At 68.1% G+C, this 16,592-nt stretch carries 13 protein-coding genes; 6 read left to right on the forward strand and 7 right to left on the reverse strand.

Annotation, left to right across the window (positions count from 1 at the left end; genetic code table 11):
- The 3 genes from H4O10_RS17755 to H4O10_RS17765 all read right to left on the reverse strand — a co-directional run.
- The coding region (locus H4O10_RS17755) for a TonB-dependent receptor (protein WP_182681061.1) at positions 1-1,929 on the reverse strand (1,929 nt) is incomplete at its 3' end.
- A 196-nt stretch (positions 1,930-2,125) separates the two neighbouring features.
- Positions 2,126-2,776: an energy transducer TonB gene (locus tag H4O10_RS17760; RefSeq protein WP_049453443.1), complete on the reverse strand. Its 651-nt coding sequence runs from the start codon at positions 2,774-2,776 to the stop codon at positions 2,126-2,128.
- 213 nt (positions 2,777-2,989) lie between these two features.
- Positions 2,990-3,727 (reverse strand): SIMPL domain-containing protein, encoded by a 738-nt coding sequence (locus H4O10_RS17765; RefSeq protein ID WP_005410531.1) that lies wholly within the window; start codon positions 3,725-3,727, stop codon positions 2,990-2,992.
- A gap of 131 nt (positions 3,728-3,858) precedes the next feature.
- On the opposite strand from H4O10_RS17765, the gene H4O10_RS17770 reads away from it, so the two are divergent.
- Genes H4O10_RS17770 through tldD form a run of 4 tightly spaced genes read left to right on the forward strand, consistent with a single transcriptional unit; the run spans position 3,859 to position 11,335 of the window.
- Positions 3,859-4,467, forward strand: a complete 609-nt coding sequence (locus H4O10_RS17770) for a Maf family nucleotide pyrophosphatase (protein WP_032966937.1) — start codon at positions 3,859-3,861, stop codon at positions 4,465-4,467.
- Positions 4,460-5,947, forward strand: a complete 1,488-nt coding sequence (gene rng, locus H4O10_RS17775; protein ID WP_005410529.1) for a ribonuclease G — start codon at positions 4,460-4,462, stop codon at positions 5,945-5,947. Before H4O10_RS17770 ends, rng begins: the two co-directional genes overlap by 8 nt.
- A 30-nt stretch (positions 5,948-5,977) precedes the next feature.
- A complete protein-coding gene (locus tag H4O10_RS17780) occupies positions 5,978-9,832 on the forward strand; it encodes a YhdP family protein (RefSeq protein WP_049452849.1) in 3,855 nt (1,284 codons plus the stop codon).
- 57 nt (positions 9,833-9,889) lie between these two features.
- The gene (gene tldD / locus H4O10_RS17785; RefSeq protein WP_005410527.1) at positions 9,890-11,335 is read left to right on the forward strand and encodes a metalloprotease TldD; all 1,446 of its coding nucleotides are present in this window, start codon (positions 9,890-9,892) and stop codon (positions 11,333-11,335) included.
- Between the two features lie 41 nt (positions 11,336-11,376).
- Here the strand turns inward: tldD and yjgA are convergent, their stop codons facing one another.
- Positions 11,377-11,964, reverse strand: coding sequence for a ribosome biogenesis factor YjgA (gene yjgA / locus H4O10_RS17790; protein ID WP_033835321.1), 588 nt, complete (start codon positions 11,962-11,964; stop codon positions 11,377-11,379).
- A 68-nt stretch (positions 11,965-12,032) separates the two neighbouring features.
- Between yjgA and pmbA the strand changes: the two genes are divergently transcribed.
- Complete coding sequence (gene pmbA, locus H4O10_RS17795) at positions 12,033-13,400, forward strand: metalloprotease PmbA (RefSeq protein WP_033835320.1); 1,368 nt, start codon at positions 12,033-12,035, stop codon at positions 13,398-13,400.
- Positions 13,401-13,487: 87 nt separating this feature from the next.
- On the forward strand, positions 13,488-13,862 hold the full coding sequence (locus H4O10_RS17800) for a DUF4870 domain-containing protein (protein WP_005410524.1): 375 nt from the start codon (positions 13,488-13,490) through the stop codon (positions 13,860-13,862).
- A gap of 81 nt (positions 13,863-13,943) precedes the next feature.
- Here H4O10_RS17800 and H4O10_RS17805 read toward each other — a convergent pair whose 3' ends face one another.
- From H4O10_RS17805 to tilS, 3 genes are read right to left on the reverse strand one after another with little or no spacing between them, the layout of a single operon-like run.
- Complete coding sequence (locus H4O10_RS17805; protein WP_033835318.1) at positions 13,944-14,822, reverse strand: farnesyl diphosphate synthase; 879 nt, start codon at positions 14,820-14,822, stop codon at positions 13,944-13,946.
- Positions 14,812-15,072 carry an exodeoxyribonuclease VII small subunit gene (locus tag H4O10_RS17810; RefSeq protein ID WP_005410522.1) on the reverse strand — a complete coding sequence of 87 codons (261 nt, stop codon included), beginning with the start codon at positions 15,070-15,072 and terminating at the stop codon, positions 14,812-14,814. The genes H4O10_RS17805 and H4O10_RS17810 overlap by 11 nt, the downstream gene beginning before the upstream one ends.
- A 36-nt stretch (positions 15,073-15,108) precedes the next feature.
- Positions 15,109-16,395: a tRNA lysidine(34) synthetase TilS gene (gene tilS / locus H4O10_RS17815; RefSeq protein WP_176425403.1), complete on the reverse strand. Its 1,287-nt coding sequence runs from the start codon at positions 16,393-16,395 to the stop codon at positions 15,109-15,111.
- Positions 16,396-16,592 lie beyond the last annotated feature (197 nt).

Here is a 16,592-nt window from a genome sequence, read left to right on the forward strand (position 1 = left end):
GNCCAGCTTCGGTGCACGGAAGCCTTCGGCGTAGCTGGCGCGCAAGGCGATCCAGTCGGCCGGCGTCCACTTCACGCCCAGCTTCGGCGTGGCCTTGCCTTCACCGCTTTCATACTTGTCGTAGCGCAGTGCAGCGGACAGTTCCAACTGCTCCAGCACCGGTGCCGACAGTTCGACGTAGCCGGCGTACACGTTCTGCGTGCCGTCATAGGCCGAGTAGCCCAGGCCGATGATGTCACCCGTGTCGGTGTAGGTCTGCGGGGTCAGGCTGTTGCTGGTCTTGCGCCATTCGGTACCGATCGCCAAGCCCAGCGGCCCCCCCTTCAGATCCATCAGGCTGCGCGACACGGTGAAGTCGAACATGTCCAGGCTGGACTTGGCGCGTGCGCTGATCTTCGGCGAGATGTAGTCGTACAGTGCCTTGGAGTTCAGGTTGGCATTGTCACCGATGCGCCACACGCCACCGGCACAGTTCGCGTCGCCCAGCGCGCACTTCACGGCGCTGTAGCGCAGGAAGCCGGTGCGCTCGTTGACCAGGTCGGTGCCCGAATGCAGGTAGGCGGTGTCATAACTCCAGTCGCCCCAGTTGCCCTTGACGCCGACCAGGAAGCGGTTGAACTCGTTGGTGTTGTCGGTCACGCGCGGGCCGACATCCCAGGCGCTGTAGCGCAGGCGCAACGGGCCGTTGCCCAGGCCGGCAGGCCGGTCAGGATGATTCGGGCCGAGCACCACGGCACCGTCGCCGCTGTTGGCGTTCACCGGGCCACCCGGATAGCCCCAGCCGCCGGAAACACCGGACGGCGTGTTGCTGAAGGTGGTTTCCTTCTTCGAGTAGCCGATCTCGGTGTAGATCTCGCCGCCCTCGCCGAAGGCGAAGCTGGCACGTCCGAACACGTTGACGTACTTCTCTTCCGGCGAAATGTCGCGGTACAGCTGCGCCGGATCCCACAGGCAGCCCTGCGCGGCCACCGAAGCATCGGTCTGGCCACCAATGGTGGTCAGGCCCTGGCAGCCCGGCAGCGGTACCAGCGTCGCCGGATTGGTCTCGGTGACATTGCGATCGTCATACACCGAACCGTTCGGTCCAACACCGCCACGGGTCCTGCCGCTGAGGAAGGCGCCGCCCAGGAACTGCGCATTGTTGCCGTAGCCCCACTGGCGGGTATCGCCGGTGCCGATCCACTTGCGGTTCTTGCGGTCGCTGATCTTGATCGCGTCGCTCTTGCCGACGTCCAGGCTGAAGAAGGCGTTCCAGCCGTCGGTGGCCATGTCGCCGGTACCGGCGGTCAGGGTCGCCTTGCGGGTATCGCCGTCGCCGTCGCCGGAGACACCATAGGAGCCACGCAGGATGGCGCCCTGAAAATCACTGCGCAGGATGATGTTGACCACGCCGGCGATGGCGTCGGAGCCATAGATCGCCGAGGCGCCGTCCTTCAGCACTTCCACGCGTTCAACGGCGTCGAGGGGGATGGTGCTCAGGTCGGTGAAGACCTTCTGTCCATCATCGGCCAGGCCATAGGTCGCCATGCGGCGGCCGTTCAACAGGACCAGGGTCGAGCCCGCGCCAAGACCGCGCAGGGAGATGCCGGCGCCACCGCCGGCGAAGCCGTTGCCGAATGATTTGGGAATCGAGCCGGCGCCGTTGGCGGTGATGGTCTGCAGGTATTCGGCAACCGTGGTCTTGCCGGTGCGGTCGATTTCCTGGCGGGTCACCACCTGCACCGGGGACGGTGTTTCGGTGTTGGTGCGCGGAATGTTCGAACCGGTAACCGTGATGCGGTCCAGGTTGGTGGCCTTCTCCTGCGCGAAGGCGGAAGTGGAAGCCACGGCGCCAACCAGCAGCAGAGTGCCGCCGGTAAGGATGTGGGCGATGGACGATGCCAGGGTGCAGCGGCGGCGGCTGGCGGGCCGTTGGATCAGGTGTTTCACAGCTTCTCTCCTAACTGGAAAACCGTAGCGTTGAGGGCTGTCTCCGGACTGTCCGGGACGGGCCAATCTAGGTTTCCGACGGGTGACGAAGTCGTGAAATTTTGCTTAATCCGTAACGTTTGAACGGGAACCTTGCCGAGTTTGGCAGTTCGGTCCCGAAGGCCGGTCCGACAGCCGGTCGGACCGGCCCGGGTCGTCAGTCCGGCAACGAGAACTGCACCGGCACCAAACCGATGGCCGGTACCGCTACACCATCACGCTGGGCCGGTTCAAAGCGCCAGCGCTTGAGCACCTGTTGGCGTGCAGCCTGGTCCAGGTGGCGCGAGCCACTGCTGTGCTCGATGCTGACCGCGACCGGCTGGCCGCTGCTGTCGACCTGCACCCGCAGCAGCACCGTGCCCTGCTCATGGTTGCGCAGTGCGGCGACCGGATAGGCCGGTGGCGGGGCACTGCGGTATTGCAGCTGGGCGCCGGCCAGCGGTGCATGGGTGTCGATGCTCGGCGCGCGTTGCGGCGGGGCCGGTTCGGCGGCCGGCAGCATGATGCCCTGCGTTTCCTCCACGGTCGCGGTTGGGGCCGGCAGTGGCGGCGTCGCCGGCTGTGCCTGCGGTTTCGGCACGACCCGGGCGACTTCCTTCGGTTCCTGCAGCACCGGTGGGGGCGGCGTTGGCGGGATCTTCTCGATCAGCCTGACCGTGGTCTTGTCACGCGGGACCTGCACGGCCTGGTAGGTCGCCGGGATCAGCAGCAACAGGAACGCGAGCAGGTGCAGGGCGATGGCCGCGCTCCAGGCGGCAACGCGGGCGGGGTCGAAGTGCGGGGATGCAACGGGATACGTACGAACCATGGTCCACCTCCATGCCAGTGACGAAGTCCTCAACGCACCAGGGCCCGTGGCGGGGTTGCCGCACGCGGCTGGCAGCCAATCATTAACGCCAGGCCCCGGCCACTGCCTAGAGGCAGGGGCAGGATCGTTGGGCTGGCCTTCAGCCAGCCGCCCCGGCCCATGAAAAAGGCGGGCCCCTGCGGGACCCGCCTCTGTCTGCCGGAACGGATGGGATCAGCGACCCAGCTCGAACACCACGTCCAGATTGACCGACACAGTGGATTCGCCCGGGGCGACCGGCGTGGCCTTGTCCATCGCCGCGCCGGCGGCCATGGTCCGCATCATCGGCATCGGGCGGTAACCACCCCCGGCATTCTCGGAGATGCTGACGATGCGTCGCACCTGAAGGCCGAGCGACTTGGCATAGGTCTGGGCGCGGGCCTGGGCCTTCTTCAGCGCGGCCAGGCGCGCTTCGTCATAGACCGGTTCCGGCTGGTCGATCTCGAAGCTGGGGCCGTTGATCTGGTTGGCGCCCTGAGCGGCCAGCGCGTCCAGCACCTTGCCGAGCTTGGCGATGTCACGGACCTTCAGGCTGACCGTGTTGCTGGCTTGGTAGCCGGTGATCTTCGGCGCTTCGTTGTCGGCATAGCGGTACTGCGGGTTGAGGCTGACGCCGCTGGTCTGCACGTCGCGCTCGGCGATGCCGGCGGCCTTGATCGCGGCCAGTACCTTGTCCATCTGCTGGGCGTTCTGGCGCATGGCGCTGTTGCCATCGGCGGCCTGGGTGACCACGCCGGCCGACAGGGTGGCCACGTCCGGTACGCGGGTGGCTTCGGCATTGGCCGAGATGTTCAGCAGCGTGCCTTCGGCCGCGGCGGCGATCGACGGCGACGAAGGGGCGGCATGGGCAGTCATCGAGGTTCCAAGGGCGAGGGACAGGGCAAGCAGCAGCGGGGTGGCGGTCAGGCGCATGGAGAACTCCTTGTTGTGCCGTTGAGGGTGGTGTCGTAGCGATGAACGCGCTGTGAGCCCGTTCGGGGTTGAACGCGTTCCGGGACGGGTTGCCGACGATTCAGGTGGCGGCCTCAGGTTATGCTGTGCCGATGCTCTATCTTGCTTCCCGCTCCCCCCGACGCAACCAGTTGCTGGCCCGACTCGGACGCCCCTTCCAGGCCCTGGACCTGGAGGTCGTCGAGCAGCGCGCGCCCGCTGAAAGCGCCGAACAGTATGTGTGCCGGGTCGCCGCCGACAAGGCGCGCGCCGGCCTGGCCCGGGTGCTGGCCGATGATCCGCAGGCGCGGGTGCTCGGCTCGGACACCGAGGTGGTGCTGGACGGTGAAGTGTTCGGCAAGCCGGCCGACGCCGCCGGCGCCCGCGCGATGCTGGCGCGCCTGGCCGGGCGCACCCACCAAGTGATGACTGCGGTGGTGGTGGTCGGCGCCGACGGGCTGGACAGCGAACTGGTCATTTCCGAAGTGACCTTCGCCCCGATCGCCGCCGCCGACATCGCCGCCTATGTCGCCACCGGCGAGCCGTTGGACAAGGCCGGGGCCTACGCCATCCAGGGCGGGGCCGAGCGCTGGATCGAACATCTTTCCGGCAGCTACTCCGGCGTCATGGGGCTGCCATTGCTGCATACCGATCGTCTGCTGGCGCGCTGTGGCGTGCCGGCCCCCACTGCCGATGCCGCCAGGGAGGCTGCCGATGTCTGAGGAAATCCTGGTCAATGTGACCCCGCGCGAGACCCGGGTCGCGGTGATCGAGAACGGCATGCTGCAGGAACTGCACATCGAGCGCGGTTGGCGCCGGGGTGTGGTCGGCAACATCTACAAGGGCAAGGTGCAGCGGGTCATGCCCGGCATGCAGGCCGCGTTCGTCGAGGTAGGCCTGGAGCGCGCCGCGTTCCTGCACGCCAACGACGTGGTGCGCCCGGCCCCGGTGGCCAGTGCAGACACCGAGAACACGACCCTGCCGCCGCCGGCCAGCGTGCCCATCGTCGAGCTGCTGCGTGACGGCCAGGACATCGTGGTGCAGGTGGTGAAGGACCCGATCGGCACCAAGGGCGCACGCCTGACCACCCAGATCAGCATTCCGTCGCGCTACATGGTGCTGCTGCCGCAATCCAAGGTGGTGGGGGTGTCCGCGCGCATCGAGGATGAAGCCGAGCGCGCCCGCCTGAAGGCCCTGGTGACCGAGCTGTCTGCGCAGCATGGCGGCTACGGCTACATCGTGCGTACCAATGCCGAGGGCCAGCCGGCCGAGGCCATCGCCGAGGACATCGCTTACCTGTCGCGGGTCTGGAACGTGGTCGAGCGCCGCGGCCGCGAAGCGGCCTCGTGCAGCAACATCTATGAAGACCTGAGCCTGCCGCTGCGTTCGGTGCGCGACCTGATCCGCAAGGACGTGGACAAGGTGAAGGTGGACTCGAAGGAAACCTTCGCGCAGCTGCAGGCGTTCGTGGCCAAGTACATGCCGGTGCTGGCCGAGAAGCTGGAACTGTATTCAGGCGATCGCCCGATCTTCGACATGTTCGGGGTGGAGGACGAGATCGGCCGTGCGCTGGACAAGCAGGTGCCGCTGAAATCCGGTGGTTACCTGGTGATCGACCAGACCGAGGCGATGACCACCATCGACGTCAATACCGGTTCGTTCCTCGGCCAGCGCAACCTGGAAGAGACGGTGTTCCGCACCAACCTGGAAGCGGCACAGGCGGTGGCCCGCCAGCTGCGCCTGCGCAACCTGGGCGGCATCATCATCATCGACTTCATCGACATGGACGATGCCGAGCATCGCCGCCAGGTGCTGCGCACCCTGGAGAAGGCGCTGGCCCGCGACCATGCCAAGACCACGGTGTACGACTTCTCGCCGCTGGGGCTGGTGGAGATGACGCGCAAGCGCACGGTGGAAAGCCTGGAGCGCCAGCTGTCGGAAACGTGCCCGCAGTGCAGTGGCCGTGGCAGCATCAAGACCACCGAAACGGTGACCTACGAGATCTTCCGCGAGATCACCCGTGCCGTGCGCCAGTTCGATGCCGCACGCCTGCTGGTGATCGCCTCGACCAAGGTGGTCGCGCGCATCACCGACGAGGAATCCTCGGCGGTGGCCGAGCTGGAGGAATTCCTCGGCAAGAGCATCCGCTTCCAGGCGGACGAGCAGTACCTGCAGGAGCAATTCGATGTCGTTCTGCTCTGATCCTCGCCGGCCGCAGGCCGGCGGTGGCCGATGAGCGCGCCGCCGCGCCTGCGACTGCGAAGGATCCGCCGTCATTTCATTGCCGCCTGCGCGGTAGGCCTGGTCGGGCTGGCACTGCTGGTGGGTACCCTCAGCCAGCTGCTGCCGCTGGCCGAGCGTCACCCCGACAGGATTGCCGCCTGGCTGAGTGAGCGTGCCGGCCAGCCGGTGCATTTCGACCAGCTGCAGACGGCCTGGACCCGGCGTGGTCCGCTGCTGCAGCTGAAGGGCCTGCGCATCGGCGCCGGTCAGGGCCTGGCCATCGGCGAGGCCGAAGTGCTGGTGTCGATGTACAGCGGGATGCTGCCTGGTCGCTCGCTGACCGAGCTGCGCCTGCGTGGCCTGGCGCTGGACCTGCAGCAGGGCGAGGACGGCCGCTGGTCGGTGCGCGGCCTGCCACAGTCCAACACCGGCGGTGACCCGCTGGACGCGCTGCGCCGGCTGGGCGAGCTGCAGGTGATCGATGGCCGCCTGGGTGTGCATGCACCGGGACTGGGTATCGATACCACCCTGCCGCGTATCGATCTGCGCCTGCGCGTCAATGGCGATCGCCTGCGTGTGGGCGTGCGTGCCTGGGCGCAGACCGATGCCCTGCCGCTGACCGCAGTGCTGGACGTGGACCGCGCGCGCGGCAACGGGCAGGCCTGGCTGGGTGCCGATCCTGTTGATTTCCATGCCTGGTCGCCGTTGCTGGCAGCTGGTGGCGTGCGCCTGCGCGAAGGCAAGGGTGAGCTGAACCTGTGGCTGACCCTGCGCGACTTCGCGCCGGTGGCGCTGACCACCGATTCGGACCTGCGTGACGTGCGCGTCGACGGTGCACCGATGCCCGACGTGGCAACGCCGCAGTTGCAGCTGCAGCGCTTGCAGGCGCGCCTGCGCTGGCAGCGCCAGGCCGACGGTTGGGCGCTGCAGGTACCGCGCCTTCGTTTGAAGACCGAAGACGGCGAACAACAGCTCGATGGCCTGCAGTTGCAGGTTGGCAGGCAGCTGCGGGTGAGTTCCGGCGAAGTACAGGCCGGTACGGCGCTGCGTGCGCTGGCGCTGAGTGATCGCCTCGAGCCAGGCCTGCGCCATTGGTTGTTCCTGTCCAAACCGCAACTGGATGTGCGAGAGCTGCAACTGGCCGGCGAACGTGATGGCCCGTTGCGGGCACAGGGCGAGCTGCAGTCGCTGGGCTTTGCCAGCGTCGGCAATTCTCCGGGTCTGCGCGGCCTGGGGGGACATTTCGAGGGCGACGCCGATGGCTTCAGCCTGCAGCTGCAACCGCAACGGCAGCTGCAGTTCGATTGGCCCACCGGCTTTGGCGTGCGGCATGACCTGCACCTGGCGGGCCAGGTGGTGGGCTGGCGTGACGAGGCCGGTGGCTGGCGTATCGGCACTGCGGCGATGCGCGTGGAAGGCACCGACTACGCGGCCGACGTGCGCGGTGGTGTGTGGTTCCAGGGTGACGGCACGCGGCCCTGGCTGCAGTTGGCGGCCAAGCTGGACGATGTGCCGATGACGGCGGCCAAACGCTTCTGGATCCACTCCAAGATGAGCAAGGGCGCCACCGACTGGCTGGACATGGCGCTGGCCGGCGGCCAGGTGCGCAATGGCATCGGCCTGGTCAGCGGTGACCTGGACGACTGGCCGTTCGACAACAACGATGGCCGCTTCGAGGCCACCGGCCATATCACCAACGGCGACATCCGCTTCCAGCACGACTGGCCGCTGATGCGCCAGGTCGACGCCGATATCGCTTTCATCGGCCCCGGCTTCGACATGCATGGGCGCGGGGACCTGGCCGGTGTAGCAGTGCAGAGATTCGAGGCGGGCATCCAGGACTTCGGGCAGCAGCCGCTGTACGTGCGTGCCGATGCGCAGAGCGAGGCCGGCAGACTGCTGGCAATGCTGCGGCAGAGCCCATTGCACAAGGACTATGGCGACACCCTGGACAACCTCACGGCTGCGGGCCCGGCGCATGTGACCTTCGACCTGCTGCAGCCGCTGCACCACGATGAAGGCGGCGGTCACCTGCAGGGCACGGTCGACCTCAATGGTGTGAAGCTGGTGGACAAGCGCTTCCAGCTGGCCTTCGACAACATGCATGGGCAGGCGCGCTACAGCAATGGTGGCTTCGGTGCCGAGGAACTGGCGGTGCGCCACCTCGGTCAGGACGGCCGCTTGAGCCTGCGTGCCGGCGGCTACGTGCACGACAGCAGGCTGGCGTTCGAGTCGCAGCTGACGGCCAACCTCGACGCCGGTGTGCTGATTGACCGCGCCCCGGAAATGGCGTGGCTCAAGCCCTATATCGCGGGTAACTCGCCCTGGACCATCGCGGTCAACCTGCCCAAAGTCGCACCGGGAGCGCCCGCACCGCCCAGCGAACTGCGCCTGAGTTCGGATCTGGTAGGAACCCGCCTGGACTTGCCGGCACCGCTGGACAAGCCGGCCACCGAGCCGCTGGCGACCACGGTAGCCGCGCAGCTGCCGATGGGCGCTGGTCGCATCGATGTGGCCTTTGGCCAGCGCCTCGCCCTGGCCGCGCGCAGCCACAACAACCACACCGGTGTGCAGGTCACCCTGGGCAGCGACCATGCCGATCGCGAGCCGCCGCCCAGCGGACTGTCCGTCAATGGCCGCAGCCCGACTCTGGATGCGCTGGAGTGGATCAGTCTGGCCCGTGGTGGCAACGACGATGACGGCATGCCGCTGCGTGCAGTGGACGTGCAGGTCGGCAAGCTGATGCTGATCGGCGGCGTCTTCGAGCAGACCCGGTTGCAGCTGCAGCCGGGACCGCAGGCGCTGGACGTGCGCCTGGATGGACCTTCGCTGGCCGGTCGCCTGACCGTACCCAACGCCGAAGGAGGCACCATCAGCGGCCGACTCGACCGTGTGCACTGGCAGTCGCTGCCGCCGGCGCCGGGCGCGGCCGCGCCAGCCCGGGTGCAGGCCGGCGCCAACGACATGGACCCGGCCAAGCTGCCGCCGTTCGCGCTGGACATCGCCGACCTGAAGTTCGGCAAGGTGGTGCTGGGCCAGGCGGTGCTCCGTACGCGGCCGCTGGCCAATGGCCTGAACGTGGACGAGCTGCGCTTCCGTGCGCCCGACCAGGAAATCGACATCAGTGGTCGCTGGCTGGGCCGCACCGGTGGCGCCCGCACCGAGCTGACCGCACAGGTGCGCAGCGAGGACCTGGGCGGACTGATGCAGAACCTCGACTACGGCGGCCAGCTGCGTGGCGGTTCCGGCCAGGCGCAGCTGCAGGCCACGTGGAGCGGGGGGCCGTCGGACTTCCAGCTGGGCAACCTGCAGGGCCGCCTGGACCTGCATGCACGCAATGGCCAGCTGCTGGAGCTGGAGCCGGGCGCAGGCCGCGTGCTGGGCCTGCTCAGCGTGACCCAGCTGCCGCGGCGCCTGATGTTCGACTTCCGCGACTTCTTCTCCAAGGGCTTCGCGTTCAACCAGGTCGACGGCAGCGTGCAATTCGGGCAGGGCATGGCCCGCACCGACAAGGTACTGATCGAGGGCCCGGCAGCGAACATCACCATCCGCGGCCAGGCCGATCTGCGCAACCAGCGGTTCGACCAGACCATCGATGTCAACCCGCGCGCCGGCAACCTGCTGACGGTGGTCGGCGCGGTGGCCGGTGGCCCGGTGGGCGCGGCGCTCGGCGCGGCCACCAATGCGGTACTGTCCAAACCGCTCGGCGAGATCGGCGCCCGCACCTACAAGGTGACCGGCCCATGGAAGGAGCCGAAGGTGGAAGTGATCGAACGCAGCCGCGAAAAGACCCCGCCAGCGCCCGCGCCGCGCCCGGCCCCGGCCGTTCCGCCGCCCGTTACCGACCTGCCACGCTCACGCTGAGCGTGGACCTCTTCACGGGGCTTGCCTGAGCGCCCCAGCACCCCCAGATCGAGAACCATGACTGATATCGCCCTGACGCTTGCCCAAGATCGCCTGCTGCGCCCCGGCGGGCTGGATACCGACGGCCTGGAGCGCACCTTCGGCCAGCTGCTCGGCCCCGGTGTGGACTTCGGCGACCTCTATTTCCAGCACGCCCGCCGCGAGAGCTGGAGCGTGGAAGACGGCATCGTCAAGGACGGTGCCCATTCCATCGAGCAAGGCGTGGGCGTACGGGCGATGTCCGGCGAGAAGACCGGATTCGCCTACTCCGACGACATCCATGCCGACGCGCTGCTGGCCGCGGCGCAGTCGGCGCGTGCGATTTCGCGCGAGGGTGGCGCGCAGTCCGGGCGCTCGCTGCTGCGCGGCAATTCACGCGCGCTGTATCCGGCGCTGGATCCCATCGATGGCGTCGGCAACGAGGCAAAGGTCGAGGTGCTGAAGCGCCTGGACGGCTACCTGCGTGCCGCCGACCCGCGCGTGAAGCAGGTGATGGTGAGCCTGTCCGGCGGCGTGGACACGGTGCTCATCGCGCGCAGCGACGGCGTGCTGGGCGCTGACGTGCGCCCGCTGGTGCGCCTGAACGTGCAGGTGATCGTCGAACACAACGGCCGCCGCGAGTCCGGCTATGCCGGTGGCGGTGGCCGCTATGGCTACGGGGAACTGTTCGCTGATGGCCGCCCGGAAGCGTTTGCGCGCGAGGCCCTGCGCCAGGCGCTGGTGAACCTGGACGCCGTGCCGGCGCCGGCCGGCGTGATGCCGGTGGTACTGGGACCTGGCTGGCCCGGCGTGCTGCTGCATGAAGCGGTCGGCCACGGCCTGGAAGGCGACTTCAACCGCAAGGGCACCAGCGTGTACGCCGGCCGCATCGGCGAACGCGTGGCGGCACCGGGAGTGACCATCGTCGACGATGGAACCCTGGACGGGCGTCGCGGTTCGCTCAACATCGACGACGAAGGCCACCCGAGCCAGTGCACCACGCTGATCGAGGACGGCATCCTGGTCGGCTACATGCAGGACAGTCTCAATGCACGCCTGATGGGCATGGCACCGACCGGCAACGGGCGTCGCGAATCGTTCGCGCACCTGACCATGCCGCGCATGACCAATACCTACATGCGCGCCGGCCAGCACGACCCGCAGGAAATGATCCGCTCGGTGAAGAAGGGCCTGTATGCAGTGAACTTCGGCGGCGGCCAGGTCGACATCACCAGCGGCAAGTACGTGTTCTCGGCCACCGAGGCCTACCTGATCGAGGATGGCCGCATCACCGCGCCGGTGAAGGGCGCGACCCTGATCGGCAACGGTCCGGAAACCATGCAGAAGGTGCGCATGGTCGGCAACGACCTGGCCCTGGACGAGGGCGTGGGCATCTGTGGCAAGGACGGGCAGAGCGTGCCGGTGGGTGTCGGCCAGCCGTCGCTGTTGATCGAGGGCATCACCGTCGGCGGTACCCAGGCCTGAGCCGGGCGATGGCCAGCGCCACCGCCCGCTCCGGCGCGGACTCAGGCCTCGTCGGCCTCGTCGGCTTCGACGTGGCCAGCGTCTTCGGCGCTGGCCTTCAGGCCGAGCGCCGCCGGCAGCATCAGTGCGCGCAGCACCTGGTAGATCTCGCGATAGGCACGCGGCGGCTTGTTCTTCGCCTTCTCGGCCTGCGCATTGCGCACCAGCGTGCGCAGCTGCTGGCGGTCGGCCTGCGGGTAATCGTCCAGCAGGGCGGCCAGCGCCTTGTCACCTTCGGCCAGCAGGCGCTCGCGCCAGTCTTCCACGCGGTGCATCATCGCCACTTCGCGGCGGCCGGTTTCGCTGTTGGCATCCAGCGCATCGCGGATCGCATCCAGCGTGGCTTCTTCTTCGCGGCGCATGTGCTTGGCCAGGAACGCCAGCTGGCGCTTGTGGGCGATGTGCGCGGTGATGCGCTTGCACTCGGCGATGTGCGGCAGCAGGTCTTCCGGGATCGGCAGGCGCGCCAGCTGGGCCGGTGTCAGCGACACCAGTTTTTCGCCCAGGGCCAGGACGTCGAGCGCGTCGCGCCGGTTCTGGCTGCGGCTCTTGTCGTGGAATTCACCGGTTTCTTCGTCGCGTCCGCGCATCGTCCATACCTGATTTCAAAAAAAGTCGCCCGGCGTGATGCCGGGCCCAACCCGTACAGGATAAAGCATTGAACGTGATCGCCCCTGAAGCCGCTGTCGGCGACGACAGCCCGGCCCGGCTGGAACGGCTGGCCGACCTCTCCCAGCAGCTGCTCGACCGTGCCCGCGCGCTGGGCGCCAGCCAGGCCGAAGTCAGCTGCAGCGAAGACCGCGGGCTGGAGGTGAATGTCCGCCTCGGCGAGGTCGAAACCGTGCAGTCCACCCGCGACCGCGGCATCGCCGTCACTGTGTATTTCGGCCAACGCAAGGGCAGCGCAAGCACCGGCGACCTGAACGAGGCCAGCCTGGCGGCCACGGTCGAGCAGGCCTGCGCCATCGCCCGGCATACCGAAGATGACGCGGCCGCCGGCCTGGCCGAGGCGGCCCTGATGGCCACCCACTTCCCGGACCTGGACGGCTGGCACCCGTGGGCGCTGCAGGCCGACGAGGCGGTGGACCTGGCCTTGGCTTGCGAAGCCGCAGGCCGTGAGGCCGATGCGCAGATCCGCAATTCCGACGGCGCCTCGGTGTCGAGCATGCAGAGCCTGTCGGTCTATGCCAATTCGCATGGTTTCATCGGCCGTGAGCGCGGCACCCACCATTCGGTCGGTTGTGCGCTGATCGCCGGGCAGGGCGATGGCATGCAGCGTGACGGCTGGTACACCAGTGCGCTGGCTCGCGAGGACCTGGAGGACGTCGACCTGGTCGGACGTCGTGCCGCCGAGCGTACTGTCGCCCGCCTGCAGCCACGATCGCTGGCCACCGGCAGCATGCCGGTGCTGTTCGCCCCGGAAGTGGCGCGCAGCCTGGTCGGGCACCTGCTGTCGGCGGTGTCCGGCGGTGCTCTGTATCGCCAGGCCAGCTTCCTGCTGGACAGCGTTGGCCAGCGCCTGTTCCCGGAATGGATGCAGATCGAGGAGCTGCCGCACCTGAGTCGTGGCCTGCGCTCGGCCGCCTTCGATGGCGACGGCGTGGCCACGCGCGCCTCGGCTCTGGTCCGGGACGGCGTGCTGCAGCGCTATGTGCTGGGCAGCTACTCGGCACGCAAGCTGGGCCTGCAGACCACTGCCAATGCCGGTGGCGTGCACAACCTGCAGTTGGCCGCCAATGCAGGCCCGCTGCACGCCATCGCCCGGCAGATGGGCGATGGCCTGCTGGTGACCGAGCTGATGGGGCAGGGCGTGAACGGCGTGACCGGCGACTATTCGCGTGGCGCGGGTGGCTTCCGGGTCGAGAACGGCGAGATCCAGTACCCGGTGGACGGCATCACCATCGCCGGCAACCTGCGCGAGATGTTCAGCAGCATCGAGGCGGTCGGCAGCGACGTCGATCCCCGTTCGCACATCCGGACCGGTTCGATCCTGTTGGGGCGGATGACCATCGCAGGTAATGATTGATGCCGTCGATGGCGTAAGCTATGCCCGCCTGACGCAATCAGCTGGGTGCTGGTTGGTCAAGACCACCCAATGAAAAGGAGTTTTGTCGTGAGTGAATTCGATAACGTCCCGCCGCCGCCACCGGCCACCGCCGACGTTCCGGCCGACCAGCGCACCATGGCCCTGGCCGCGCACCTGCTGGGCATCTTCACCGGCTTCATCGGCGCGCTGATCATCTGGCTGATCAACAAGGACGATGCTGGCAAGGCCTTCGTGACCGACCAGGCCAAGGAAGCCCTGAACTTCCAGATCACCGTGACCATCGCCATGGTCATCAGCATGATCCTCACCATCGTGATCATCGGCGTGTTCCTGGCCCCGATCGTCGGCATCATCAGCCTGGTGTTCAGCATCATCGCTGCGGTCAAGGCCAACAACGGCGAAGCCTACCGCTACCCGTTCGCGCTGCGCCTGATCAAGTAAGATCGTCCGCACGCGGAACTGAAAACGCCCGGCACTGCCGGGCGTTTTCGTGTGCGGGGAATGCCGGGCCGCGTGCAGCGATCAGTGATCGCGTTCCACCGCCAGCGTCGCCAGCGCGCGCAGCGCGTCGGCTTCCTCGCCATACCCGGCCAGGATCGACTGCATGCGGGCTGCGAGCTCGTGCAGCTGGGCCTTTGCGCCGTCCATGCCAAGCAGGGCGGGGAAGGTGCTCTTGTCCTGCGCCTGGTCCTTGCCGGCAGTCTTGCCCAGCTGTTCGGAACTGGCTTCGACATCGAGGATGTCATCGCGGACCTGGAAGGCCAGGCCGAGTGCATCGGCGAAACTGTCGAGCTGGGCCAGCTGCGGTTCGTGGGCCTGGCCGCACAGCGCGCCCATGCGCACTGCCGCGCGGATCAGCGCGCCGGTCTTCAGCGCGTGCATGCGGGTCAGCGCCGCCAGCGTCTGCTGCTGGCCGGTGGCATCGATGTCCAGCGCCTGGCCGCCACACATGCCGGACGCGCCGGAGGCGTGGGCCAGGGTCTGCAGACAGGCGACGCGCAGGGTAGCCGGCAGCGGCGCATCGGCCAGCAGGCCGAAGGCGCGGGTCTGCAGGGCGTCGCCAGCAAGGATCGCGGTGGCTTCGTCGAAGGCGACGTGGGTGGTGGGCTTGCCGCGACGCAGGGCGTCGTCATCCATCGCCGGAAGGTCGTCATGCACCAGCGAATAGGCATGGATCAGCTCGACGGACATGGCCGCCGCATCCAGGCTTTCCGGCTGCGCACCGAACAGGTGACCACTGGCGTAGACCAGCAGGGGCCGCATGCGCTTGCCGCCACCAAGCACCGAATAGCGCATGGCCTGATGCAGGCGCTGCGGTGCCTCGGCAGGCGAGGGCAGGGCGGCATCGAGCTGGCTTTCGATACGGTCGCGCCAGCGCGCGAACAGAACCTCAGCCGTCATGGCTGGGCGGGTCGAAGGGCTCGGAGGCTTCCGGCTGCGCCGGATCACTGAGCAGGCGCACGCGCAGTTCGGCCTGCTCCAGCGCCTGCTGGCACTGGCGGTACAGGCCGACACCACGCTCGTAAGCACTGAGCGAAGCTTCCAGGCTCAGCTCGCCGGTTTCCATCTGCTCCACCAGCTGCTCCAGCGATTCGAGCGATTGCTCGAACTGGGCGACGGGGGAGGCGTTTTCGGGGGACTTCTTGGCCATGCGGCAAGTGTGGACGGGCCGCGCGCGGGGGTCAATTCACCAGCCGCCCGGGCGCCACTGCAACTGCGCGTCATGCGCCTGCAACCAGGCCTGCAGCGGTGCGGCGATGACCACGTCGGCGGCGGCCAGCAACTGCGGGCCATCAAAGATCAGCGGCAGCTGCGCGCGTCGCCAGGGGGCGAGGTGCTCGCGTTGCAGGCAGTCCTTCAGCGCGTGCGAATGCTGGCGACCCGGCAGCAGGATGCGCTCGCCGCCCACGCGTGCACGGACCTGCAGTGGCTGTTCGAAAGCGCCGGCGCCCAGCAGGCTCAGCTGGCCGCCGTCGGGCAATGGCAGCGGTGCACGGCCATCCCACACGGCCTGCCAGTCGAGGGGCAGCGAGGGCAACCGGGCCGGCAGCAGATAGGCGTGGTCGCGCCATTGCTGGATCACGTGCTGCTGCCAGCGCACACGCGCCTGGCGGTCGGTGTCGGCCGGCAATAGCTCCTCCAGCGCCTGCTGCAACACCGAGGTCGGCAACGGTGCCGCATCATGGCCCAGCACCCACGCGCGCAGCACGCGTGCTGCGCGGCGCGGCGACATCTGGCGCAGCAGTTCCAGTGACAGCACGCGCGGTGCCACTTCCAGATGCGCGATCAGCTCGGCGTCTTCCTCGTCCAGCAGTTCGCGGGTCTGCCGGCAATGCGTCGCGCTGCCCGCCAATGCTGCAGCCGCATGCGGCCAGCGCTGGCGCAGCAACGGCAACACCTGCAGGCGCAGGAAGTTGCGATCGGCGTGGTCTTCCGCGTTGCTGGGGTCTTCGATCCAGCGCAGCGCGTGCTGGCGCGCGTAGTCGAGCAGTGCACTGCGTGGTACCGCCAGCAGCGGGCGCCACAAGGGATGTTCGCCAAGGCGGCTGTGCGTGGACATCGCCGCCAAGCCATCGACGCCAGAAGCGCGCAGGGCGCGCAACAGGAAGGTCTCGGCCTGGTCGTCCTGGTGCTGCGCCAGTGCCAGCGTTTCGCCTTCGCGCAGCTCAGCCGCGAACGCGGCACGTCGTGCCTGTCGCGCGGCACCTTCGGTGCCCAGGCCTGTGCCGTTCTCGACCTGCACGCGGTGCACGGCCAGCTCAATGCCCCAGGCGTCGCATTGCTGCTGGCAGTGCAGCACCCAGTCATCCGCATCGGGCTGCAGGCCGTGATGCACGTGCACCGCGCGGAGGGCGGTGCCGGAAGTCTGCGCGCAGCGCCACAGCCAGTGCAGCAGCACGGTGGAGTCGACGCCACCGCTGTAGCCCACCAGCAGCGGCGCATCCAGCGGAACGAGGGCAGGGAAGGCAGTCACGGTGGCAAGTATAGGGTTGCTCGGCAGGGCTGCGCCCTGCACCCGCTACGATCCAGAGGAACAGCAACAGCAACAGCAGAAGCTGGTTTCCTGAGGGTAGGCGGGGTGGGTCCGGTTGCGGGAGACGCCGTAAACCCGTCCTTGGGGGCTTGGCCGCGGCATCCATGCCGCGGACACTCCCGCAACCGGACCAGATC

Origin of the sequence: Stenotrophomonas sp. I18B00994 (genome assembly GCF_014145825.1) — a bacterium.
GTDB classification, from domain to species: Bacteria; Pseudomonadota; Gammaproteobacteria; order Xanthomonadales; family Xanthomonadaceae; genus Stenotrophomonas; species Stenotrophomonas maltophilia.

Bases quoted from the DNA above. Each gene is read 5' to 3' on its own strand.
- H4O10_RS17805 (WP_033835318.1), bottom strand. From the start codon at position 14,822: ATGACGGCTGAGGTTCTGTTCGCGCGCTGGCGCGACCGTATCGAAAGC.
- H4O10_RS17810 (WP_005410522.1), bottom strand. From the start codon at position 15,072: ATGGCCAAGAAGTCCCCCGAAAACGCCTCCCCCGTCGCCCAGTTCGAG.
- H4O10_RS17770 (WP_032966937.1), top strand. From the start codon at position 3,859: ATGCTCTATCTTGCTTCCCGCTCCCCCCGACGCAACCAGTTGCTGGCC.
- H4O10_RS17780 (WP_049452849.1), top strand. From the start codon at position 5,978: ATGAGCGCGCCGCCGCGCCTGCGACTGCGAAGGATCCGCCGTCATTTC.
- tldD (WP_005410527.1), top strand. From the start codon at position 9,890: ATGACTGATATCGCCCTGACGCTTGCCCAAGATCGCCTGCTGCGCCCC.
- H4O10_RS17765 (WP_005410531.1), bottom strand. From the start codon at position 3,727: ATGCGCCTGACCGCCACCCCGCTGCTGCTTGCCCTGTCCCTCGCCCTT.
- H4O10_RS17760 (WP_049453443.1), bottom strand. From the start codon at position 2,776: ATGGTTCGTACGTATCCCGTTGCATCCCCGCACTTCGACCCCGCCCGC.
- yjgA (WP_033835321.1), bottom strand. From the start codon at position 11,964: ATGCGCGGACGCGACGAAGAAACCGGTGAATTCCACGACAAGAGCCGC.
- rng (WP_005410529.1), top strand. From the start codon at position 4,460: ATGTCTGAGGAAATCCTGGTCAATGTGACCCCGCGCGAGACCCGGGTC.